Annotated in this window: 16 protein-coding genes and 9 tRNA genes; 17 read left to right on the top strand and 8 right to left on the bottom strand. The window is 63.1% G+C overall.

Annotated elements, in window-relative coordinates; all coding sequences use genetic code 11:
• Positions 1-107 precede the first annotated feature (107 nt).
• From BC443_RS17550 to BC443_RS17525, 6 genes are all read left to right on the top strand, one after another.
• Complete coding sequence (locus tag BC443_RS17550) at positions 108-1,007, top strand: LysR family transcriptional regulator (protein ID WP_071233182.1); 900 nt, start codon at positions 108-110, stop codon at positions 1,005-1,007.
• A complete protein-coding gene (gene murI, locus BC443_RS17545) occupies positions 1,000-1,857 on the top strand; it encodes a glutamate racemase (RefSeq protein WP_071233181.1) in 858 nt (285 codons plus the stop codon). Before BC443_RS17550 ends, murI begins: the two co-directional genes overlap by 8 nt.
• A gap of 34 nt (positions 1,858-1,891) precedes the next feature.
• Positions 1,892-3,016, top strand: a complete 1,125-nt coding sequence (gene trmA, locus BC443_RS17540; protein ID WP_071233180.1) for a tRNA (uridine(54)-C5)-methyltransferase TrmA — start codon at positions 1,892-1,894, stop codon at positions 3,014-3,016.
• Between the two features lie 207 nt (positions 3,017-3,223).
• A complete protein-coding gene (locus BC443_RS17535) occupies positions 3,224-8,041 on the top strand; it encodes an NAD-glutamate dehydrogenase (RefSeq protein ID WP_071233179.1) in 4,818 nt (1,605 codons plus the stop codon).
• A 227-nt stretch (positions 8,042-8,268) separates the two neighbouring features.
• Positions 8,269-9,417, top strand: a complete 1,149-nt coding sequence (locus BC443_RS17530; protein WP_071233178.1) for a hypothetical protein — start codon at positions 8,269-8,271, stop codon at positions 9,415-9,417.
• A 242-nt stretch (positions 9,418-9,659) separates the two neighbouring features.
• On the top strand, positions 9,660-10,694 hold the full coding sequence (locus BC443_RS17525; protein WP_071233177.1) for a quinone-dependent dihydroorotate dehydrogenase: 1,035 nt from the start codon (positions 9,660-9,662) through the stop codon (positions 10,692-10,694).
• Positions 10,695-10,869: 175 nt separating this feature from the next.
• Here the strand turns inward: BC443_RS17525 and rmf are convergent, their stop codons facing one another.
• Positions 10,870-11,079 (bottom strand): ribosome modulation factor, encoded by a 210-nt coding sequence (gene rmf / locus BC443_RS18395; protein ID WP_083387499.1) that lies wholly within the window; start codon positions 11,077-11,079, stop codon positions 10,870-10,872.
• 254 nt (positions 11,080-11,333) lie between these two features.
• Between rmf and rlmKL the strand changes: the two genes are divergently transcribed.
• Entirely contained in the window at positions 11,334-13,526 is a 2,193-nt protein-coding gene (rlmKL, locus tag BC443_RS17520) for a bifunctional 23S rRNA (guanine(2069)-N(7))-methyltransferase RlmK/23S rRNA (guanine(2445)-N(2))-methyltransferase RlmL (RefSeq protein ID WP_071233176.1), read from the top strand.
• A gap of 24 nt (positions 13,527-13,550) precedes the next feature.
• On the opposite strand, the gene BC443_RS17515 is transcribed toward rlmKL, so the two are convergent.
• Positions 13,551-13,826: a WGR domain-containing protein gene (locus BC443_RS17515; protein WP_071233175.1), complete on the bottom strand. Its 276-nt coding sequence runs from the start codon at positions 13,824-13,826 to the stop codon at positions 13,551-13,553.
• A 226-nt stretch (positions 13,827-14,052) separates the two neighbouring features.
• On the opposite strand from BC443_RS17515, the gene pdxB reads away from it, so the two are divergent.
• Positions 14,053-15,204, top strand: coding sequence for a 4-phosphoerythronate dehydrogenase PdxB (gene pdxB, locus BC443_RS17510; protein WP_071233174.1), 1,152 nt, complete (start codon positions 14,053-14,055; stop codon positions 15,202-15,204).
• A 44-nt stretch (positions 15,205-15,248) separates the two neighbouring features.
• Here the strand turns inward: pdxB and BC443_RS17505 are convergent, their stop codons facing one another.
• The 6 genes from BC443_RS17505 to msrB all read right to left on the bottom strand — a co-directional run bounded on the left by BC443_RS17505 (position 15,249) and on the right by msrB (position 20,631).
• Positions 15,249-16,019, bottom strand: coding sequence for a siderophore-interacting protein (locus BC443_RS17505; RefSeq protein ID WP_071233173.1), 771 nt, complete (start codon positions 16,017-16,019; stop codon positions 15,249-15,251).
• An 11-nt stretch (positions 16,020-16,030) separates the two neighbouring features.
• Positions 16,031-16,453 (bottom strand): MarR family winged helix-turn-helix transcriptional regulator, encoded by a 423-nt coding sequence (locus BC443_RS17500; protein ID WP_071233172.1) that lies wholly within the window; start codon positions 16,451-16,453, stop codon positions 16,031-16,033.
• 197 nt (positions 16,454-16,650) lie between these two features.
• Positions 16,651-17,553, bottom strand: a complete 903-nt coding sequence (gene htpX / locus BC443_RS17495; RefSeq protein WP_071233171.1) for a protease HtpX — start codon at positions 17,551-17,553, stop codon at positions 16,651-16,653.
• A gap of 173 nt (positions 17,554-17,726) precedes the next feature.
• Positions 17,727-18,953 (bottom strand): pyridoxal phosphate-dependent aminotransferase, encoded by a 1,227-nt coding sequence (locus BC443_RS17490; RefSeq protein ID WP_071233170.1) that lies wholly within the window; start codon positions 18,951-18,953, stop codon positions 17,727-17,729.
• 210 nt (positions 18,954-19,163) lie between these two features.
• Entirely contained in the window at positions 19,164-20,108 is a 945-nt protein-coding gene (ylqF, locus tag BC443_RS17485; RefSeq protein WP_071233169.1) for a ribosome biogenesis GTPase YlqF, read from the bottom strand.
• Positions 20,109-20,232: 124 nt separating this feature from the next.
• The gene (gene msrB / locus BC443_RS17480; RefSeq protein WP_071233168.1) at positions 20,233-20,631 is read right to left on the bottom strand and encodes a peptide-methionine (R)-S-oxide reductase MsrB; all 399 of its coding nucleotides are present in this window, start codon (positions 20,629-20,631) and stop codon (positions 20,233-20,235) included.
• Between the two features lie 181 nt (positions 20,632-20,812).
• On the opposite strand from msrB, the gene BC443_RS17475 reads away from it, so the two are divergent.
• The 9 genes from BC443_RS17475 (at position 20,813) to BC443_RS17435 (ending at position 21,922) form a co-directional block, all read left to right on the top strand.
• Positions 20,813-20,888, top strand: a tRNA-Glu gene (locus tag BC443_RS17475).
• A gap of 22 nt (positions 20,889-20,910) precedes the next feature.
• Positions 20,911-20,985: transfer RNA gene (locus BC443_RS17470), tRNA-Gly, on the top strand.
• Positions 20,986-21,102: 117 nt separating this feature from the next.
• Positions 21,103-21,178, top strand: a tRNA-Glu gene (locus BC443_RS17465).
• Between the two features lie 52 nt (positions 21,179-21,230).
• Positions 21,231-21,305, top strand: a tRNA-Gly gene (locus tag BC443_RS17460).
• A 20-nt stretch (positions 21,306-21,325) separates the two neighbouring features.
• Positions 21,326-21,401: transfer RNA gene (locus BC443_RS17455), tRNA-Glu, on the top strand.
• A 52-nt stretch (positions 21,402-21,453) separates the two neighbouring features.
• Positions 21,454-21,528, top strand: a tRNA-Gly gene (locus tag BC443_RS17450).
• A gap of 20 nt (positions 21,529-21,548) precedes the next feature.
• Positions 21,549-21,624, top strand: a tRNA-Glu gene (locus BC443_RS17445).
• A 52-nt stretch (positions 21,625-21,676) separates the two neighbouring features.
• A tRNA-Gly gene (locus BC443_RS17440) sits at positions 21,677-21,751 on the top strand.
• 95 nt (positions 21,752-21,846) lie between these two features.
• Positions 21,847-21,922: transfer RNA gene (locus tag BC443_RS17435), tRNA-Glu, on the top strand.
• The last annotated feature ends 2 nt before the right edge of the window (positions 21,923-21,924 follow it).

The following is a 21,924-nucleotide window of genomic DNA, read 5'->3' as shown; positions in this document are numbered from 1 at the left end:
CGATTCCCCGTCCTGCCTGCCCTGTCTTGCTCCCGACGACGATCGCCACTGCGCGATCGTCGTCGCTTGCGTAGAATGATCCCCTGAAAACGGTGGCAGGGGGCAGGATGGATCGGCTGCAAGCGATGCAGGTTTTCCGTGCGGTGATCGAGGCCGGCAGCTTCGCTGGCGGTGCCCGGCGCCTGGGTGTTTCCAATGCCATGGTCAGCAAGCAGGTCTCGCGGCTCGAGGAGGCCCTTGGTGTCCGCCTGCTGGTACGGACCACGCGCCGCCTGCAATTGACCGCGGAAGGAGAGCGCTACCTGACGACAGCGACCCGCCTGCTCGACGAGTTGCAGGAGCTGGAGGCGGGAATCGGGGAGCAGCGCGGCGAGGTGCGTGGCCGCTTGCGTCTTTCGGCGCCGGTGGACTTCGGCGCCCGCTCGCTGATGCCGGCGCTGCAGGCTTTCGAGGCGGCGCATCCTGCGGTGTCGCTGGATCTGGTGCTGGAAGACAGGCGCGTCGACCCGCTGGCCGAGGATATCGATCTGGTGGTGCGTATCGGCGAGCTGGAGGATTCCGGTCTGATCGCCCGTCCGCTGATGCGGATGCCGTTGCACCTCTACGCGTCGCCGGCCTATCTCCGCCGTCACGGGACACCGCAGCATCCCCGCGATCTCAAGAATCACCGGTGCCTGCACTACACCTTGTCGCGGCATGGGCTCTACTGGCCGTTCTGGGTCGATGGCGAGATCTATCGCTGGCGATTGCAGCCGGCGTTGTCCTGCAACAACGGGCGGGCGCTGGTGGAAGCCGCGGTGCTGGGCATGGGGCTGACATTGAAGCCGGCCTCCCTGGCGGCGTCGGAAGAGCGTACCGGCCAGCTGGTTCGTGTGCTCGAGGCGTTCGAGATGCCGCCGCTCAATGTCCATCTGCTGTATGCCGAGCGCGACTACATGCCGGCCCGGTTGCGGGCCCTGATCGATGCCTTGCTCGACTACTTCGGAGACGATCGGCAACATGATTGATGCGCTGATTTTCGACTCGGGCGTCGGTGGCCTCTCGGTCAGCGCCGACATTCGGCGGCGGATGCCGTGGCTTTCGCTGGGCTACGTCTGTGACAATGCCGCATTGCCTTACGGCACCAAGGATGACGCCTGGCTGGTGGCTCGAATCGTCGCCGTGTGCGAAAGCGCCTGCCGGCAAGCCCGCCCTCGCGCGCTGGTGATCGCGTGTAATACCGCCAGCACCCTGGCGCTGGAGGCGCTGAGAGCGCGGCTATCGATGCCGGTCATCGGTACGGTCCCGGCGATCAAGCCGGCAGCCGAGACGACGCGAAGCCGCACGATCGGTCTGCTCGCCACCCGCGCCACCGTCCGCCGCCCTTATCTGGATCGACTGATCGACGACCATGCGCGGGGCTGTCGTGTCATACGGGTGGCGGCGGACACGCTGGTCATCGAAGCCGAACATCTGCTCAAGGGGCAGGCGGTCGATCCAGCCAGGGTTCGCGAGGCCATCGCACCGCTCAGGGCGGTGGAGAATATCGACGTCGTCGTGCTGGGCTGTACCCATTTTCCCCTGCTGCGCGATTATCTCGAGCCCTTGCTGCCGTCGGGCGTTCGCTGGATCGATTCCGGGGCAGCCATCGCCAGGCGTCTCGAGTCCGTGCTCTCGGAGGCTCCGGCGCGAGCTGATCGATCGACGCCGGCCGCCGCTGTCGAGGCGGGAAGGGGCGCCACCCCTTCGCCGGATGCCAGCAGCTGGGCGACGGCCGCCTCGGCGCCGGGACTGGCACCGGCGCTGATGCGTTTCGGTCACGCGCCGCCCGCGATGCTCGAGATCGCCTCGCCAGCCGTTGCCGTTCACGTTTCATGAGTCATTGCGCTATTTCTGCCTGAGGATTTCTGGTTTGGTGATTTTCGATATCGACCCTTCCCGCTACGACGCTCAGCTCGAGGCCAAGCGCGAGCGCATCGAGCGCCAGTTCGCCCGCTTCTCGCCACCGCCGCTGGAGGTGTTCGCGTCGCCGCCGTCGCACTACCGCATGCGCGCCGAGTTCCGGGTCTGGCACGAGGGCGACGATCTCTACTACGCGATGTTCGAACCCGATCCGGAGGCGCCGCGTCATCGGGGCCGGGTCGCGCAGCGTGTCGTCCGGGTCGATCGCTTCCCGGTCGCCAGCGAGCGCATCAACGAACTGATGCCGCAGTTGCTGGACGCGATTCGCGACGAGCCATTGATGCGGCGCAAGCTGTTCCAGGTCGAGTTCCTCACCACTCTGAGCGGCGAGGCTCTGGTCACGATGATCTACCACAAGGCGCTGAACGATGACTGGGAGGCACGCGCTCGCGAGCTTCAGGCGCAGCTCGGCGTGTCGTTGATCGGGCGCTCCCGCAAGCAGCGGCTGGTGCTGGATCGCGACCACGTCTGGGAACGGCTCGAAGTGGACGGCCGGGAACTTCGCTATCAGCAGGTCGAGAACAGCTTCACCCAGCCCAATGCCCAAATCTGCCGCTCGATGCTGCACTGGGCGCGCGACGTGACGTCGGACAGCCAGGGGGATCTGGTCGAGCTCTACTGCGGCAACGGCAACTTCACGGTGGCGCTGGCGGAGAACTTCCGCCGCGTGGTGGCCACCGAAATTTCCCGGACATCGGTCGCCTCCGCGCAGGCCAATCTCGAAGCCAACGGCATCGACAACGTGCACGTGGCGCGGATGTCGGCCGAGGAGTTCGCTCAGGCGCTGACCGGGGAAAAGCAGGGCCGTCGCGTCGCCGCCATGCAGCTCGACGAGTGCGAGTTCTCCACCGTGCTGGTGGACCCGCCGCGGGCCGGGCTGGATGCCGAGAGTTGCACGCCGCTGATGCGCTATCCCCGCATCGTCTATATTTCGTGCAACCCCGACACCTTGGCCGTCAACCTGGAACAGCTGAGCCAGACCCATCGCGTGGTTCGCATGGCGCTGTTTGACCAATTCCCCTGGACGGACCACTGTGAGTGCGGGGTTCTGCTGGAGCGTCTGCCGGCAGCGTGATTCGAGCCACCGTTTGCCAGTGATCTGGCTGTAACGGCGAGCGTTGTCAACTGCCGGGGTGCGCATAGTAGTGCCGCCGATGATGCATAACCGACATGCGTCATGACGAAGCTTCACTTGTGTAGGGCGCCATGCGGCACTGGCGTAAGCTTCCAGTCTATTGAATGTGGCCGCCATGTTGACGGTCGATGCCAGCCGAGGTGATAGATGCAACACGTCGCGATCGAGGGAAAAACGGAATTCCTGGAACAGCTGCAGGAAAAGCTTTCCAAGCGTCTCCCCGAGGATAAGGTCAAGCGGATAACGGCGTTCGCCGAAGATCTCTACGCTACCGCGCCGTTCGAAGAGGCCGCGGATCGACAGCTGGACGATATCTATGGCGCGACATTGGCGGCATGGCATTTCATGCGCACCTTCGATCCCGACGAAGCCAAGGTGCGTGTTTTCAACCCCAACTTCGAAACCCACGGCTGGCAGTCTCCGCATACGGTGGTTGCCGTATTGCACGAGGACATGCCGTTTCTGGTCGATTCGGTCCGCATGGAGCTCAACCGCCGGGGGCTGACTCTGCACGCGATCCATAACGCCGTGCTGGCGGTCGAGCGCGATGCTCGCCACCATGCCACGCGAATTACCGGGACGCGCGCCCAGCAGGCGCCGGAAGCGCGCGAGTCGATCATTCTGATCGAGGTGGATCGTCATACCGATGGCGAGACGCTGTCCGACCTCGAGCAGGGGTTGCGCGACGTGCTGCTCGACGTGCGCACCGCCGTGGCCGATTTCGACCCGATGTGCGACAAGGTTCGCGACGTCATCGAGGCGCTGGAGAGCCAGCAGGCGGGCAGCGTCACGGCGGCGGATCGCAAAGAGACCGTGGCCTTTCTCAAGTGGCTGCTGGACGAGCATTTCACGTTTCTCGGCTACGCCGAAAGCCGCTTCGTCGGCAGCGGCAAGAACGTCCACAGCGAGCGGGTGGAAGGCAGTGCCCTCGGCGTGCTGAAGCTGGACCAGCCGCGCTACCAGGAGCCCGTGCGATTCGAGAAGGACGAAGAGTCGGCGCTGCTGCATTTTGCCAAGAGCGCCTACCATGCGCGCGTGCATCGCCCTACCTACCCCGATTACATCGCCATCACGCGCCACGACGGCAAGGGCAAGGCGATCGGTGAATGGCGCTTCTTTGGCCTGTTCACCTCGCTGGTCTACAACGAGTCGCCGCGAACCGTGCCGATCCTGCGGCGCAAGGTTCAGGCGGTGATCGACGCCGCCGGGGTCAATCCGAAAGGGCACAATGGCAAGCTGCTGTTGCAGGTGCTGGAAGTACACCCGCGGGACGATCTCTTCCAGAGCTCCACCGAAGAACTCAGCCGGACCGCGTTCGGCATTCTCAATATCCGCGAGCGTCGCCGGGTGCGCCTGTTCATCCGCGAGGACCGCGCCGGGCAGTTCTACTCCTGCCTGGTGTTCGTGCCGCGGGACATCTTCTCGACGGATCTGCGCCTGCGCATCCAGAAGCTGCTGTGCGAGGAGCTCGACGCGACTTTCGCCGACTTCAACCCGTATCTGTCCGAGTCGATTCTGGCGCGTATCCAGTTCACGCTGCGCTTCAACGGCGACAAGCCGGTGAACTTCGACAGCCGCGCACTGGAGAAAAAGGTCATCAATCTGGCGCGCAACTGGCGCGAGGACCTGCATGCGGCGCTGATCGAAAGTTTCGGAGAGGAAGCGGGCAATCGTCGGGCACAGGCTTTTCGCGATGCCTTCCCCAGCAGCTACCGGGACGACTTCTCGGCGCGTACCGCCGCCAACGACATTCGCCATCTCGAAGCGCTCGATGACGGTGCCCCGATCGGTGTCAGTCTCTATCATCTGGCCGAGAGCGCGGCGGAGAGCGTCAATCTCAAGCTCTACCACCAGGATACGCCGGTTCCGCTCTCCGACATGCTGCCGGTGCTGGAAAATCTGGGCTTGCGTGTCATCAGCGAGCGGCCCTACCGCATCGCGAGCGGGCAGCAGACCTACTGGATCCATGATTTCACCTTCGAATATCACGGCCAGGGCGAAGTCGATCTCGGCAAGATGCGCGACAACTTCATCGATGCCTTCACCAAGATCTGGGTGGGCGATGCGGAGAACGACAGCTACAACCGCCTGATCATCGGTGCCGATCTGGATTGGCGTCAGGTGGCGGTCCTGCGGGCGTATGCGCGCTACATGAAGCAGTTGCGCATCGGGCTTTCCCAGGCTTACATCGCCAACACCCTGGCGGCCCATGCCGATATCACCCGGGGGCTCTCGCGGCTGTTCACGCTGCGTTTCTCGCCGGAGGGCGATAAGCGCGACGAGCAGTGCCAGCAATGCATCGACGAGCTCAATGCGATGCTCGATCAGGTCGCGAGTCTCAACGACGATCTGCTGCTGCGCCGCTATGTCGATCTGATCCAGGCGACCGTTCGCACCAACTATTTCCAGCCGCGCGAGGATGGCAGCGTCAAGGAGTACATCTCGTTCAAGCTGGAGCCCAGCAAGGTGCCGGGCATGCCCAAGCCGCGGCCGATGTTCGAGGTCTTCGTCTATTCGCCGCGGATGGAAGGCGTTCACCTGCGCGGCGGCAAGGTGGCCCGTGGCGGCCTGCGCTGGTCGGACCGCAACGAGGATTTCCGCACCGAGATCCTGGGCTTGATGAAGGCGCAGCAGGTCAAGAACTCGGTCATCGTCCCGGTCGGGGCCAAAGGCGGCTTCATCTGCAAGCGGATGCCGGAAAACGCCGATCGCGATGCGATCCAGGCCGAAGGGATCGAGTGCTACCGTACCCTGATCCGCGGCTTGCTGGACATCACCGACAATCTCGACGGCACCACCGTCGTGCCGCCGCGCTCGGTCGTGCGCCACGATCCGGACGATCCGTACCTGGTGGTCGCCGCCGACAAGGGCACGGCCACCTTCTCCGACTACGCCAACGCGATCTCGATCGAATACGACTTCTGGCTGCGGGATGCCTTCGCCTCCGGCGGTGCCCAGGGCTATGACCACAAGGGCATGGCGATCACCGCCCGTGGTGCCTGGGAATCGGTCAAGCGCCATTTCCGCGAGATGGGGCTGAATACCCAGAAGGACACGTTCAGCGTGCTGGGTATCGGCGACATGGCCGGCGATGTCTTCGGCAACGGTATGCTGCTCTCCGACAGGATTCTGCTGGTGGGCGCGTTCAACCACCGCCATATCTTCGTCGACCCCAGTCCCGATGCCGCGAAGTCGTTTGCCGAGCGGAAGCGTCTGTTCGCGTTGCCGCGTTCGAGCTGGTCGGACTACGACGAGAAGCTGATCTCGGAGGGCGGCGGCGTGTTCTCCCGGGATGCCAAGTCGATACCCATATCCGCAGCGATGAAGAAGGTCTTCGGCATCAAGGCGGACAAGCTCTCGCCCAACGACCTGATCAACGCGATGCTCAAGTCGCAGGTCGATCTGATCTGGAACGGCGGCATCGGCACCTACGTCAAGGCCTCCAGCGAGAGCCACGCGGATGTCGGCGACAAGGCCAACGATGGCCTTCGCATCGATGGCCGCGAACTCAACTGCCGCGTGGTGGGCGAGGGCGGCAACCTGGGGCTCACCCAGCGGGGCCGAATGGAAGCCGCGGAGAAGGGCATCCGGGTCAATACCGATTTCATCGACAATGCCGGCGGGGTCAACTGCTCGGATCACGAGGTCAACATCAAGATCCTGCTGGACGGTATCGTTCAGCGTGGCGACATGACCGAGAAGCAGCGCAATCAGCTGCTGGTCGAGATGACCGAGGAGGTCGGCGAGCTGGTGGTGCGTGACAACTACCGCCAGACCCAGGCGCTGTCGCTCTCCGAGTTGCAGTCGAAGGAGGGGCTCGGCCCGTACCGCCGATTCATCAACGAGCTGGAAGCGGCCGGCAGCCTCGACCGCGAGCTCGAGTTCCTGCCCACCGACGAACAGCTGATCGAACGCAGCAATGCCGACGGCGGCCTGACGCTGCCGGAGCTGAGCGTGTTGATCTCCTACGCCAAGAGCACGCTCAAGAGCGATCTGATCGCGGCCGGTCTGCCGGCGGACGGGCAACTGCAGCAGCATGTGACCAAGGCGTTCCCGACGACGCTGGCCGAACGGTATCCGGACGATCTTCATGAGCACCGTCTCAAGCGGGAGATCGTGGCGACCCAGATCGCCAACGATCTGGTCGACCACATGGGCATCACTTTCGTGCGCCAGTTGCGCGATTCCACCGGTGCTTCGCGAGTCGAGATCGCCCAGGCGTACGTCATCGCCCGTGACAGCTTCGGTCTCAACCCGCTGTGGGAGCAGATCGAGGCACTGGATTATCATGTCGACAGCCAGACGCAGTACGCGATGATGCTGGATCTGATGCGGCTGTTGCGTCGTGCGACGCGCTGGTTCCTGCGTCATCGCGGGTCGCTCGGGGTCAAGGAGTGCGTCGAGCAGTACGCGCCGCAGCTGGCGCAGTTGAAGGAGGATATTGGCAACCGTCTCAGCGGCGACGAGCGCGAGGCATGGAGTGCGCGGCGCGATGAGCTGGTCAAGGCGAAGGTGCCGGAAGCGCTGGCATCGGTCGTTGCGGCGGCCTCGAGCCTCTACGCCGGGCTGGGCATCATCCAGGCGGCGCGAACCAGCGGTGAAAAGATCCAGCGGGTCGCCGAGACCTACTATGCCATCGGTCAGCGTCTGGAACTGCCGCGGATGATGCAGCAGATCAATAGTCTGGAAGTCCGCGACAGCTGGCAGGCGCAGGCGCGGGAAACGTTCCGCGACGATCTCGATCGCCAGCAGCTGGCGCTGACGGTCAAGGTGCTGGGGATGACGGACGCCCCGCGCGAGATCGAGCCCAGAGTGGCGCATTGGCAGGAGCAGCACGCGCCGCTGTTCGAACGCTGGAATGCGCTGCTGGCGGAAATCGGAACGGGAACGCAGATCAGCTTTCCGCTGGTCGCCGTCGCGATCCGCGAACTGGTCGATCTTGCCGAGAGCGAAAGCGAGGGCTAAGGTGGCCTGCAGGCCGGGCGGCAGCCATGTCGCCCATGCCGGATGGAGGCGACCTGTCTGCCCGTAGCACCTTCGAGCGCAGATTCGCGTTCCATCGAGTCATGATTTATCTAGCTCGAGTCATGATTATCTAGCGCAAAGATGCTCTCCGGCAGCCTTTAAGGTGCGTCGGGGGGTGTCTCTGTTATGCTTGGCTCCGATTCGGTCGCAGAACGCAGAGAGGCCCCATGAAGTATCGCGTATTTTCCACCTTGTTCGTGGCATTGAGCCTAGCCGGTGCCAGTACTCAGGTCCTGGCACAGAGCGAGGCGCTGAAGGATGCCCAGGAAGCGGCCAGCAAGGTCGACCTGACCAAGTTCTTCAAGTCCAGTTCGGATGCACATAGCCGCAGCTTCTTCTTCGGCGGTCTCCATCAGCACCCGTTCACCGTCGACGAAGCGGGCCGTTACCAGTTCACCAGCTCGATCCTCCCGGGCGAGTCGGATGACTACAAGATTTCCGCCAAGCTGGTGGACAGCAACGGCAACGTGTTGGCCAGCGGTTCCGGACTGGGTAATACCGGTGGTCTCGAGATGACGGAAACGTTAGAGCCGGGCGATTACTCCCTGCAGGTCTCGGGCCAGAAGTTCGGCACCACCAAGACCGGTGGCAACAGCTTCAATATCGATGTCGCGCGACTCGATGCCAGCGGTAGGGTGGTGGCCAGCGACGCAGGTGGTATGGATGACGGCGGCGGCATCATGTTCGGCGGCCCTGGCGCCAGTGGCCGGACCACGGCCTTCGTCGACGAGAGCGACCAGGTGGCGACGTTGAGCGCACCGGGACGCAAATCCGCCGACGAACTCGCTGTGGCCGGCAACAAGAACGGGGCAGCCAGCGGGCCCGACTTTGGCACCGGCAATACCGGGGAAGCCTCGAGGCCGCCGGCCACTCGCAATGATAACGCCGGTGCGCCCGGCAACGGCGTGGCAATGGCGGCGGCTGCCGTCGACGACGCGACGTCCGATTCGCCGCGCGCAGGTCGCCCGCCGGAGCCGCAGATGCCGGACGCATTCGACGAGATCGTCGCCGATATCAAGGTGCTGCAGGAAGGCGAGGTGCTGAGTTTCGACGTCGCCGAAGCGGGCACGGTCTCGGTCACCAGCTCCACCTTCCCCGGCAACGAAGGCACGTATCGTCTGCAGGCGAAGGTCCTCGACGCCAACGGCAACACGGTCGCCAGCGACGAAGGTTCACTGGCGGTCGGCGATTTCGATATCGAAACCGTGCTGCAGCCCGGTCGTTACCGTGTCTGGGTCAAGGGACAACGGTTCGGTTCCGCCATGAACGCTGCCAACAACTACACGCTTCGGGTTCAGCAACTCGATACCCAGTAATCGCGTGGCAGAGAGAAGCCCGGCGCCAAGGCGCCGGGCTTTTCGTATCCGGCCGGCGTGCATGACCGTTTTCGCGCTCGCGTTCTCGACACGTCGAACCGCCTCGAGGTTTTGAGCCGTTTCGGCGCTTCGAACTGTCCCGGCACTTGAAGCCGTCAAAGGTCGGGTTCGTCCCGAGAGGCGAAGTTGGGATATACTCGCCCGCCGCAAGCGACCCCTTTCGTTACCGACGAGACCTATCCATGTACGCCCTCGTTCGATCCCTGTTGTTCCGGCTGGAACCGGAAGCCGCCCACCGCCTGACATTGACCGCGCTGGACGTCGCACACCGCGCCCATCTTTCCGGCATGCTCGGCGATACTTACGTGGCTTCGGCATCCGTGGATCTCATGGGGCTGACCTTTCCCAATCGGGTCGGGCTGGCGGCGGGGCTCGACAAGAATGCCGATCATCTCGATGCCCTGGGGGCGCTCGGCTTCGGTTTCGTCGAGGTCGGCACGGTGACGCCCAAGCCGCAGCAGGGCAACCCCAAGCCGCGTCTGTTCCGGCTGACCGGGCCGCAGGCGATCATCAATCGGATGGGGTTCAACAACGCGGGGGTCGATCATTTGGTCGCCAACGTGCGCAAAAGCCGCTACAACGGTGTCATCGGCATCAATATCGGCAAGAACCTGACCACGCCGGTCGAGCGCGCGGTGGATGATTACGTCGCCTGTCTGAGCAAGGCGCACAGTGCCGCCCACTACATCACGGTGAACATTTCCTCGCCCAACACGCCGGGGCTGCGCAACCTTCAGTTTGGCGATCATCTCGATGGCCTTTTGAGTGCGCTGAAGGCCGAGGTGGTCAAGCTTGACGCCGAACACGGCCGTCGCGTGCCCTTGGCGGTCAAGATCGCGCCGGACATGACGCGCGAGGAGATTGCGCTGGTCGCGAACACGCTCCAGGCCAATGAGATCGATGGTGTCATCGCGACCAATACCACGGTGTCTCGGGAGCACGTGGCGGGAACGCCTCATGCGCATGAAGCGGGAGGGCTGTCGGGCGCGCCCCTGTTCGCGAGTTCGACCGCCGTGGTGAGGGAGTTGCGGCAACTGATGCCGACGATGCCGATCATTGGCGCGGGCGGTATCGATAGCGGCGTTCGGGCCAGCGAAAAATGCCAGGCTGGCGCCGATCTGGTACAGCTCTACACCGGCTTCATCTATCGCGGGCCGGAGCTGATCGGAGAGTGTGTACGTGCGACTCAGCTCAATAACGGTCAGGCACCCGATTAAGCTGGCGGACGTAGCACGGTGAACTTACCGGACAGCGTGAGGCGACAGAAAAGGGGGCAACGTAATGGGTTGAGTGCGAAGCGGCCCATGCGAGAAAGGTAGGGGATCTGGCGAAATACACGTCATAAAAAGGCCCGCCAGTAGCGAGCCTTGAGTGTACTGAGGTAAGTGTCAACTACGTCATTACCGCCGGGTTCTTGTGAATGCCCGAAACGCCTGTCATTCCGGCCCATTGGTCTCCGCGACCTTCACGCCAACCGCTCATCCAGTTTTCGCGCAGATTCACATCCTGGCTCGGGCACTCGTCGCGTGAGCGACCGCCGACCCCCGCTTTGTAACCGTGGAGAAATGCCCGCTGGTTGCGATCACGTTTCTGTCGTTTCATCGTGTAGTAGCCTCTTGTCAGAACAAGTGCATCTCCTAGGGAAAACCACAGTCTGTCGAGCGACCTTGGGCCAACTCCGACCGACTGCCCGCGAAAACGTCCGGACAGGCAAAACCGCATGCGTTGTTTCGTAGCTACACCTCCTAGCTTTAGTCGAAATGAGAAACGATGTCGATAGTCGTTTCGTCATAAAGTCTCTTTTTCACTGCACTCACGGGAATATGACCGCTTCATAACGGTCGGATGATGCCGCCATGAAAGACGATAACTCACTGTTAAGCCTCTATATTACTTGCCCGTGGGGCATCGAGTCCCTGCTGGCCGAGGAGATCGCCGATCTCGAGGGCAAGGTACAAAAAACTACGGTCGCCGGCCTGCATGCGTCCGCCGACCGTCAAACGGCCTACCGCATCTGTCTCTGGTCTCGCCTGGCCAACCGGGTAATCCTGACCCTCGGCCGGGAAACCGGCTGCGAGGAGCCGGCGGTGATCGTTGCCGCGGTCAAGGCCTTGCCGTGGGGGGAGGTGCTGAAGCCCGGCCAGACGCTGGCGGTGGACTTCCATGGCCAATCCGCAGCCATTCGACATACGCGATTCGGCGCTCAGGTGGTCAAGGATGGCGTGGTCGATGCGCTGCGCGACGCCGGGTGGGAACGACCAGGCATCGATCCGCGCGAGGCCGATGTTCGGCTGTATGCCCACCTGCACAAGGGGCAACTGCTGGTGGGGGTCGACCTGGTGGGGGCGAGTCTGCACCAGCGCGGCTATCGTCGCGATACCGGCCACGCGCCGCTCAAGGAGAACCTGGCGGCGGCGCTGTTGGTGCGTGCGGGCTGGCCGGCGCGGGCCAAGCGCGGTGAACCGCTGGTCGACCCGATGTGTGGTGCCGGCACGTTGTTGATCGAGGCCGCACTGATGGCGGCGGACGTGGCGCCTCAGTTGACCCGTGAGCACTTTGCCTTCGAGGCGCTGGCCGACTTCGATGCCGAGGCCTGGCGAGAGTTGCGTCGCGAGGCGCAGGCACGAGCCGATCTCGGCCGACGCCGGGCCAGGTCGCGCCTGTTCGGTCTGGACCAGAGCCCGCAGGCGATCTCGGCGGCAAGAAGCAACGCCATGCGTGCCGGCATCCCTGCGCTGATTACGCTATCCGGCGGCTCGGTGAAAGCGCTCGACTGCCCGGCCGAGCTTCGCGAGCACGGTGCCGAAGGCAGCGGGATGGTGATCACCAATCCGCCTTATGGCGAGCGGCTGGGGGAACTGCCGGAACTGGTCGCGCTCTACAGCGATCTCGGCGAGCGCATGCGCCGGCAGTTCCCGGGCTGGCAGCTGGCGCTATTCACCGGCAACCCGGACCTGGGCCATCGTCTCGGGCTGCGGGCGCACAAGCAGTATGCGTTCAAGAACGGCCCGCTCGACTGCAAGCTGCTGTTGATCGATATCGCCAGCCGGACAGACTCGGAAGGTGACAGCGAGCCAACTCGATCGGCGCAGAAAGAGACGACGCTGAACGAAGGCGCGCAGATGTTTGCCAATCGTCTGCAGAAAAATCGCAAGCGTCTCGGCAAGTGGCTCAAGAAATCCGGAGAATCCTGCTACCGGCTATACGATGCCGACATGCCGGAGTACGCCCTGGCCATCGATGTCTACGGCCATCAGGTCCACGTGCAGGAGTACGCGGCGCCGAAATCGGTCGACCCGGGCAAGGCGCAGCGTCGGCTGATGGATGCGCTGAGCGCGATTCCCGTCGCGCTGGACGTGCGGCCGGAGCAGATCCACTACAAGCAGCGCGAGCGTCAGAGCGGCAAGTCGCAGTACCGCAAGCAGGCCGACAGCGGCGACCGTTTCGTGGTCGAAGAGGGGAGCGCTAAACTGTGGGTCAATCTCAAGGACTATCTCGATACCGGGCTGTTTCTGGATCATCGCCCGGTAAGACGGCTGCTGGGTGAAATCGCCGGCGGCAAACGCTTTCTCAACCTGTTCTGCTATACCGCTACGGCCACGGTGCATGCCGCCCTGGGCGGGGCGAGCGACAGCGTCAGCGTGGATTTGTCGAATACGTATCTGGAGTGGGCGCGAGACAATTTCACGCTCAACAAGCTCGATCAGAGCCGGCACCGGGTCGTGCGCGACGACTGCCTGCGCTGGCTGGAAACCGCGGGCAGCGAGTTCGATCTGATCTTCATGGATCCGCCGACGTTCTCGAATTCCAAGCGCATGGAGGGCACGCTGGATATCCAGCGCGACCACGCGCGGCTGATCGAGCTGGCAATGGCACGTCTGGCGCCGGCGGGGGAGTTGATCTTCTCGAACAACCAGCAGCGGTTCAGCCTGGACGCTGTGGTGGCGTCCACCTACCAGGTCGAGGAGATCACCGCCCAGACCTACGATCCGGACTTCACCCGGCGCGCCAACCTGCATCACTGTTTCCGCATCCGGCACGCGAGCTAGCCGCTCGAACGGGCCGGACAGGGCCTAGTCCAGCAGCGACAGCTGGGCTACGGCCTGGCGCCCCTCGGGGCTGTCGTCGTCGGCCTCGAGCACCTTGCGGTAGCCGCGGGCCGTCTGGATGTGGGAGAGGTCATCGATCCACATCATGGCCTGATCGTAGCTGTCGGCGACGGCATGTTTCAGGCCGCCGTACTGGGTGCCGATCTGGCCCCAGGCACGGCTGTAGATCCAGTCGCCAAACATGTCCTGGTGCAGATGGACCAGAACATAGTCATGTTCACTTTCCCAACGGACGATCACGGGGACTCCTGCTGCTTGGTGCTCATCGCTTGTTCATCGCGAATGGCCGGCCTAATATGGCTGCGCCGAGCATCGCGGTTCTTCAACTCCGCGGCAAACCCGGCGTCAGGCGCCATTGTAAAGCAAGCCCCGCAGAAATCGACGCCGGTTTTGACGTGCCACGCTCGAAGCCGACGCATCGCCGGGCCCGGCCTGGCGCCGGGATGAACGAGACAAGAGGATAGTCATGCGCATCCTGGTGGATGAGAACATTCCGCTGGCGGAAGAATTCTTTGGTGAACTGGGGGAAGTCACTCGCCAGCCCGGCCGCGAGATGACGGCGGCCAGCCTGCGGGGCCACGACATTCTGGTCGTCCGCTCGATCACCAAGGTGAATGCGGCGCTGCTGGAAGGCGCCGACAAGCTGAGATTCGTCGGCACCTGCACCATCGGCACCGACCATATCGATACGGACCTTTTGACCGAGCGCGGGATCGGCTTTGCCAGCGCCCCCGGCAGCAATGCCGAATCCGTGGTCGACTACGTGCTTTCCAGCCTGCTACTGCTCTCCGAGGAGGAGGGCTTTTCGCTCTCCGGCAAGACGGTGGGTATCGTCGGTGCCGGCAACGTCGGCGGGCGGCTGGCGACCCGGCTCGATAACCTGGACGTCGAATGTCTGATCTGCGATCCGCCGCGCGCCGAGGCCGAGAATCGGGACGATTTCCTGGACCTGGATGTGATGATCGAGCGGGCCGACATCATCTGTCTGCACACGCCGCTGGTGGCCGAAGGCGAACATGCCACACACCATCTCCTGAACCGCGAGCGCATCGAGGCCCTCAAGCCGGGCACGGTGCTGATCAACGCCGGACGCGGCGACTGCCTCGATGGCAACGCCCTGCGTGAACGGCTCGAGCGACAGGCCGATCTGCGCACGGTGCTCGATGTCTGGGAGCACGAGCCGGGAATCGACGAGGCGCTGTTCGAGCTGGTCGACATCGGCACGCCGCACATCGCGGGCTACAGTGTCGACGGCAAGATGCTGGGCACGGAAATGATCTATCAGGCGGCCATGCGGCACTTCGGCTTGCCGGCGCGCAAGAAGCTCGGCCAGCTCAAGCCCGACCCGTGGTTGCGCAAGATCGTCCTGCACAGCTGGACACCGCCGCTGGAGGCGCTGTCGCTATGTGCCCGGGCCTGTTATGACGTGCGCCGGGACATGCTGGCGTTCGATCGCTATCGCCGTCGCCTGGGCATGGCGGCAGGGTTCGATGCCTACCGCCGCGAATATCCGCCCCGGCGTGAATTCCAGACGCTGCGGGTCGAGCTGAAGAAGAACAAGGGCGGCCTTCGTGACGCTCTGGAAGGATTCGGCTTCAGCGTCAAGCTCGGCAAATAGCCGAGCCGAAACGAGAGCGCCGCTCGTGCCAGCGTCTTGCCGGGCTAGGCGCTCTCGGCCTCTTCCCTGTCGGCATCCTCGCGCTTGACCACGCGATGACCGTCTTCGCTGGTACCCAGCTTCCAGTAGCTCGAAATGTACATCTCCCGCTTGCCCACGCCGCGTTCATCGATCAGATGGCGGCGCAGCTTGCGCATGGCGGAAAACTCGCAGGCAACCCAGATCCCCGGGGTGCCCGGGCGCCAGTCGAATTCGCGCAGGGCGTCGACCAGGCGATCGCTGTCACTGCCGGGATGTGGGTTGATCAGCCAGTCGATCTGCACGCCGTCGGGCAGGTCCAGTTCCTGGATATCCGCTTCGCTGGTCACTTCGATGATGGCACGGCCTTGGGCGCTCGGCGGGAGTCTTCCCAGATTGGCGCCGATCGCCGGCAGCGACGTCATGTCGCCAATCAGTAGATACCAGTCGGCGTTTTCCGGCAGGCGTTTGACCGGTCCCGGGCCGCCGATCAGGATCGTGTCGCCAGGCGTTGCCGCTGCCGCCCAGGTCGCGGCAGGGCCGCCGTCTTCATGCAGCACGATATCCACATCGATTTCGCTGTCGCGCTGGTGACGCACGGTGTAGGTTCGCATCACGCTTGGCGGGGTTTCCGGTATCGACTCATGGCCGGTGGGGATGACCAGCTTGATGTAGGCGCTTTCCTGGTCGGCAGGAAAGGCTGCCATGCCTTCACCGCCGAAGGTCAGGCGCAGCATGTGGGGCGTGACCAGTTGGCGGTTCAGCACGGTATAAGATCTGGGGGCGGGTTTGGGCATCGGGACTCCGGTCAATTCAGGTTGGAAATCATCAGCCGCGACAGCCGCAGGAATGCCTCGAGATCGGCCGGTGCCATCCCGCTCGACAACCGCGCATGCACCTGGCGCTCGCAGGTATCGACTCGTGCCAATACGGCTTGGCCATGGGCGGTCAGCGACAGCATCTGGCTGCGCCGGTCATCCGGATGTGGCGTCCTGACAATGATGTCGGCATCGAGCAGGTCGCGAAGCAGCCGGGTAATCTGGGCCTTGTCACGCTGGGTGTGATGCGCGATGTGCTGGGCAGTGCAGGGTGCCTGGCGACGAATGGCCTTGAGCGTCCGAATGTGGGATACGGTGAGTGGCAGCTCGGCCTCGGCATAGGCCTGGCGCAAGGCTCGCTTGTAGGCATGCATGAGCTGATGCAGGGATTCACCCACTGTCGTACCGGACATGTCGCGCCTTATCGGTTGATAATATCAACCAATTAAGCTCTCGCCGAAGCCAAGTGTCAACCATTCTCATTATCGATTGGCGCGGATGCCAAACGATCGGGTGAGTTCGTGATGGCTGAAACGCAACGCCCCGCACGAGGCGGGGCGTTGCGTGAGCCAATGGGGCGGCCGGTAAGTGAACCGGCTTCGATCACGGCTCACTCCCGGTAGGCGGATTCCTTCAGCGCACGGATACGGTCGTCCAGCGGCGGGTGGCTGGCGAACAGCTTCTCCATGATCTTGCGTGTCTGCCCGGTGGTGATGGCGAATGCCGTCAGCGAGTCCGGCATCTGGTCCGGCTGGTTGGTTTCGGCTTTCAGACGGGCCAATGCGTTGATCATGGCGCCGCTTCCGGCATATTTGGCGCCAGCGGCGTCGGCACGATATTCACGGAAGCGCGAGAACCAGGCGACGATGATCGACGCCACCAGCCCGAACACGATCTCGGCGACGATCACCACCACGAAGTAGCCCATGAAGCCCAGGCCGCCCTCGTTGTCACGGCTACGCAGGAAGCTGTCGACGACCTGGGCAACCACGCGCGCGAAGAACATCACGAAGGTGTTCAGCACGCCCTGGATCAGCGCCAGCGTGACCATGTCGCCATTGGCGACGTGACCGATCTCGTGCGCCAGAACGGCGCGAATTTCCTCGGGGCGCATGCGCTCCAGCAGGCCCTGGGATACCGCCACCAGCGCATCGTTCTTGTTCCAGCCGGTGGCGAAGGCATTGGATTGCTGAGCGGGAAAGATCGCGACTTCCGGCATCTGAATATTGGCCTGCTGGGCCAGTTCGCGAACCGTATCGAGCAGCCACTGCTCGGTCGAATTGCTCGGCTGCTCGATCACCCTGGCCCTGGTGCTCATCTTCGCCATCCATTTGGAGATGAACAGCGATACCAGCGAGCCGGCCATGCCGAACACGAAACAGAAGATCAGCAGGCTGTTCATGTTCAGCCCGTTGGCATTGAGATAGGGCTCGACGCCCAGTAATCGCAACGTGACGCTGGCGACGAGCACCACCGCCAGGTTGGTTGCCAGAAACAGGATGATTCGCATCATCGGTCTTTACCCTCAGTCGTGGAAAGCGCTACCACCGCCTTGCGCGATGGCTTTAGTTAGCCTGTTATGCGTTATCATCGGATAATCAGGCGGTTATGAACCGTTAGATACGATTTTCGCGAATAGGTTTCAAGAGGGAGGGAGCGGCCGCGCAGCGATGCGCGGCCCCTGAATCATTGGCGGTAGCGCGACAGGAAGCGGGCGAAGCGGTCGATGGCGTCGCTCAACTGATCTGCCCAAGGCAGGGTCACGATGCGGACATGATCCGGCGTCGGCCAGTTGAAGGCCGTACCCTGCACCAGCAGGATGCGCTCCTGCAGCAGCAGGTCGAGCACCATCTGGGCGTCGTCGTGAATCGGGTAGATCTCCGGGTCGAGCCGCGGGAAGGCGTAGAGCGCGCCCTTGGGCTTGACGCAGGAGACACCGGGAATGGCATTGAGCTTCTCGTAAACGACATCGCGCTGGGCCAGCAGGCGCCCGCCGGGCAGGATCAGGTCGTTGATCGACTGATAGCCGCCAAGCCCGGTCTGGATCGCGTGCTGCGCCGGCACGTTCGCGCACAGGCGCATCGAGGCCAGCATGTTCAGCCCCTGAATGAAGTCCTCGGCATTCTGCTTGCCCTGGCCGCCGGACAGAATCATCCAGCCCGAGCGGAAACCGGCACAGCGGTAGCTCTTGGAAAGGCCGTTCATGGTCACGACCAACTGATCGTCTTCGGCCAGGGCGCCGGTGGAAACGTGCTCGGTGCCATCGTAGAGGATCTTGTCGTAGATCTCGTCGGAGAACACCACCAGGCCATGCTGACGGGCGATCGTCAGGATCTCCTTGACCACGGTCGGCGGATAGACGGCGCCGGTGGGGTTGTTGGGGTTGATCAGCACGATCGCACGGGTACGCGCGGTGATCTTGTCGCGAATATCGGCGATATCCGGCGACCAGTCGGCAGCCTCGTCGCACAGGTAATGAACCGGGTGACCGCCGGACAGATTGGCGGCAGCCGTCCACAGCGGATAGTCGGGGGCGGGAATCAGCACCTCGTCGCCATCGTTCAGCAGAGCCTGCATCGCCATCACGATCAGCTCGGAAACCCCGTTGCCGATGAACACGTCCTCGACACCGACGCCGGCAATCCCCTTGCGCTGGCATTCCTGCATGATCGCCTTGCGCGCCGAGTAAAGCCCCTTGGAGTCGCAGTAACCCTGTGCCGTCGGCAGGTTGCGCATCACGTCCTGAAGAATCTCTTCAGGCGCTTCGAAACCGAAGGGCGCCGGGTTGCCGATGTTCAGTTTGAGAATGCGATGACCTTCGTCCTCGAGCCGTTTGGCATGATCGAGAACGGGCCCGCGAATGTCGTAGCAGACATTGTCGAGCTTGTGCGATTTCCGAATGGGGCTGTTCATGGGGCTTCCGTATGCTGCACAGCCTAAAAAGTCAGGCGGGTGGATAAGGTTAGAGGGTCAGGGAAGTACTGGATGAAGCCTCATGGCCGATGTGAGGGCATTCAGGCAGTACTTCTCGGCGGGCTGCGTCGCCGATGTTCCAGCATAACGCCGCGCGGGCGCGGCGCAAGGGGCAGAAGTGGCAGGATTTCACCCTTTGCAGGGTGGGGATCAGCCTTCGGACTCGTCGAGAGTTTCCTCGATGGGCTCGGGAATGTCTTCGGGCAGTTCCAGGGTGAGCCTGCCCAGCTTGCCGTCGCGCAGCTCGTGCAGCAGCACTTCCGCACCGCGATGCAGGTTGATCACGCCGCCGGCCTTCAGTCCGCCGCGCTTGCGGGCGATCTCGTTCATGATCGCGTGCCCGTCGAAGCCGGCCCTGGCCTGAAGATCGACCAGCCTGGGGCCGTCGGCGTCCACGGCGTCGGCGTTGGTCGGTGGCACGTAAATGGGAAGTTCGCCGAGCTTGTAGCGTTCGCGCAGGCTTTCAGGATAGCGCTTGGCCAGCTCGGCGGCGCACACGATGGCGACATCGACGTACTCGATCGCGGTGTCTCGAATCGCGCCGCTGGCGGCGAGTCGATAGGCGCTGGCCTGGTTCTCGATCTTGGGCCACAGCACGCCTGGCGTGTCTATCAGCGAGACGCGGCCGTCGATTCGAATCTTCTGCTGGCGCTTGGTGACCGCCGGCTCGTTGCCGGTCTTAGCGATCTTGCGACCGGCCAGCCCGTTGATCAGGGTCGATTTTCCGACGTTGGGTATGCCCATCACCATCACGCGGACATCGCGGTCGGCGCGCACCTGGCCTGCCAGTTCATGGCAAAGCGCCGGGATCTGCTTGAGCTCGCGAGCCTGGGTGGTGGTGACGGCAATGGCGCGGCTGTCCGGCTGCGCGTCGAAGAACGTGATCCATTGTTTCGTGGCTTCGGGATCTGCCAGATCGGCGCGGGAAAGAATCTTGAGGACCGGCTTGTGCTCGGTGAGCTCGGCCAGCATCGGGTTGCCGCTGGAGTAGGGCAGGCGGGCGTCGAGCACTTCGATCACCACGTCGATTTCCGGCAGCGCCTCGGTGATCTGGCGCCGCGCCTTGTTCATGTGTCCGGGATACCAGCCGAGCATACCTGTCTCCTGCCTACTTTAATGCCTGCAATGACTGCGTCGTGCCTGTCGGGCGAGCCCAACGAAAAGCGGGCAGCCATTCTACCAGAATGGCTGCCCGCTCGGCGTGGACCGACGGCGCGGATTATTCGCCGGCGTGGAACGTGATCGCCACGGAATTGATGCAGTACCGCTGGCCGGTGGTTTCCGCCGGGCCGTCGGGGAAGACGTGACCTAGATGCGCGTCACAACGGCGGCAGGTCACTTCGATCCGGCGCATGCCGTGGCTGTCGTCCTGATGCTCCTCGACTGCTGCCGCCGCCAAGGGGCGGTCGAAGCTCGGCCAGCCGCAGTGGGCCTCGAACTTGTGCTCGTTCTCGAACAGTGGGGCGCCGCAGCAGACACAGTGATAGATGCCCTGGACCGGCTCAACCTGATAGTCGCCAGTGAAAGGCCGCTCGGTGCCTTTCTCGCGGGTGACGTGGTACTGCTCGGGAGTCAGCTGCTCGCGCCACTCGGCTTCTGTCTTCTGTACCTTGCTCATGTTCGCTCTCCTCATCGCTTTGGCACTATTCGCTTCGGCTGCTTGCCCTGCATTACAGGCCATTTGTCGGCCGCTGACCAGCCTTGATTGGGTTGTGGCGAAAATCGGTGAAATCAATCGCTTGACACCTCAAAACCGGCTCAGTAACATACGCGCCACTTCGACGGAGCCGAGACATTACGTCCCATTCGTCTAGTGGTCCAGGACACCGCCCTTTCACGGCGGTAACAGGGGTTCGAACCCCCTATGGGACGCCACTCGGTTCAAGCGAAGTACGGTGCGGGAATAGCTCAGTGGTAGAGCATCGCCTTGCCAAGGCGAGGGTCGGGAGTTCGAATCTCCTTTCCCGCTCCAATTTTTTGGTAGCGCAAGATAGGCAGTTTGGGTCGTGAGCTGGAACGCCAGCCCGGTCGATCTCCTTTTCCGCTCCAAATTTGAAGTACCGGAACGGTCTAGGCCGCTCCAATATGCGTCCCATTCGTCTAGTGGTCCAGGACACCGCCCTTTCACGGCGGTAACAGGGGTTCGAACCCCCTATGGGACGCCACTTCATGATCGCCAGGTCATGACGTCGCCGCCGAAGGTGTCGACATCGATAAGCGGGAATAGCTCAGTGGTAGAGCATCGCCTTGCCAAGGCGAGGGTCGGGAGTTCGAATCTCCTTTCCCGCTCCATATCGCATCTCTTCTTTTGCGTCCCATTCGTCTAGTGGTCTAGGACACCGCCCTTTCACGGCGGTAACAGGGGTTCGAACCCCCTATGGGACGCCACTTCATGATCGCCAGGTCATGACGTCGCCGCCGAAGGTGTCGACATCGATAAGCGGGAATAGCTCAGTGGTAGAGCATCGCCTTGCCAAGGCGAGGGTCGGGAGTTCGAATCTCCTTTCCCGCTCCATATCGCATCTCTTCTTTTGCGTCCCATTCGTCTAGTGGTCTAGGACACCGCCCTTTCACGGCGGTAACAGGGGTTCGAACCCCCTATGGGACGCCACTTCATGATCGCCAGGTCATGACGTCGCCGCCGAAGGTGTCGACATCGATAAGCGGGAATAGCTCAGTGGTAGAGCATCGCCTTGCCAAGGCGAGGGTCGGGAGTTCGAATCTCCTTTCCCGCTCCATATCGTAAGCGTAGGAACGGTAGGCGAGGGTCGTGAGTTGGAACGCCAGCCCGGTCAATCTCCTTTCCCGCTCCATATCGCATTTCTTCTTTTGCGTCCCATTCGTCTAGTGGTCCAGGACACCGCCCTTTCACGGCGGTAACAGGGGTTCGAACCCCCTATGGGACGCCACT

The organism is Salinicola sp. MIT1003 (assembly GCF_001858555.1).
GTDB lineage: Bacteria > Pseudomonadota > Gammaproteobacteria > Pseudomonadales > Halomonadaceae > Salinicola > Salinicola salarius.
Note: the sequence above shows the minus strand (reverse complement) of the source record. Positions and strands in the feature narration are given on the sequence as shown.

What these genes read in the sequence shown, in the direction of transcription:
- BC443_RS17550 (WP_071233182.1), top strand. Translation starts at nt 108, where the DNA reads ATGGATCGGCTGCAAGCGATGCAGGTTTTCCGTGCGGTGATCGAGGCC.
- murI (WP_071233181.1), top strand. Translation starts at nt 1,000, where the DNA reads ATGATTGATGCGCTGATTTTCGACTCGGGCGTCGGTGGCCTCTCGGTC.
- BC443_RS17535 (WP_071233179.1), top strand. Translation starts at nt 3,224, where the DNA reads ATGCAACACGTCGCGATCGAGGGAAAAACGGAATTCCTGGAACAGCTG.
- BC443_RS17530 (WP_071233178.1), top strand. Translation starts at nt 8,269, where the DNA reads ATGAAGTATCGCGTATTTTCCACCTTGTTCGTGGCATTGAGCCTAGCC.
- BC443_RS17525 (WP_071233177.1), top strand. Translation starts at nt 9,660, where the DNA reads ATGTACGCCCTCGTTCGATCCCTGTTGTTCCGGCTGGAACCGGAAGCC.
- rmf (WP_083387499.1), bottom strand. Translation starts at nt 11,079, where the DNA reads ATGAAACGACAGAAACGTGATCGCAACCAGCGGGCATTTCTCCACGGT.
- rlmKL (WP_071233176.1), top strand. Translation starts at nt 11,334, where the DNA reads ATGAAAGACGATAACTCACTGTTAAGCCTCTATATTACTTGCCCGTGG.
- pdxB (WP_071233174.1), top strand. Translation starts at nt 14,053, where the DNA reads ATGCGCATCCTGGTGGATGAGAACATTCCGCTGGCGGAAGAATTCTTT.
- BC443_RS17505 (WP_071233173.1), bottom strand. Translation starts at nt 16,019, where the DNA reads ATGCCCAAACCCGCCCCCAGATCTTATACCGTGCTGAACCGCCAACTG.
- BC443_RS17500 (WP_071233172.1), bottom strand. Translation starts at nt 16,453, where the DNA reads ATGTCCGGTACGACAGTGGGTGAATCCCTGCATCAGCTCATGCATGCC.
- htpX (WP_071233171.1), bottom strand. Translation starts at nt 17,553, where the DNA reads ATGATGCGAATCATCCTGTTTCTGGCAACCAACCTGGCGGTGGTGCTC.
- BC443_RS17490 (WP_071233170.1), bottom strand. Translation starts at nt 18,953, where the DNA reads ATGAACAGCCCCATTCGGAAATCGCACAAGCTCGACAATGTCTGCTAC.
- ylqF (WP_071233169.1), bottom strand. Translation starts at nt 20,108, where the DNA reads ATGCTCGGCTGGTATCCCGGACACATGAACAAGGCGCGGCGCCAGATC.
- msrB (WP_071233168.1), bottom strand. Translation starts at nt 20,631, where the DNA reads ATGAGCAAGGTACAGAAGACAGAAGCCGAGTGGCGCGAGCAGCTGACT.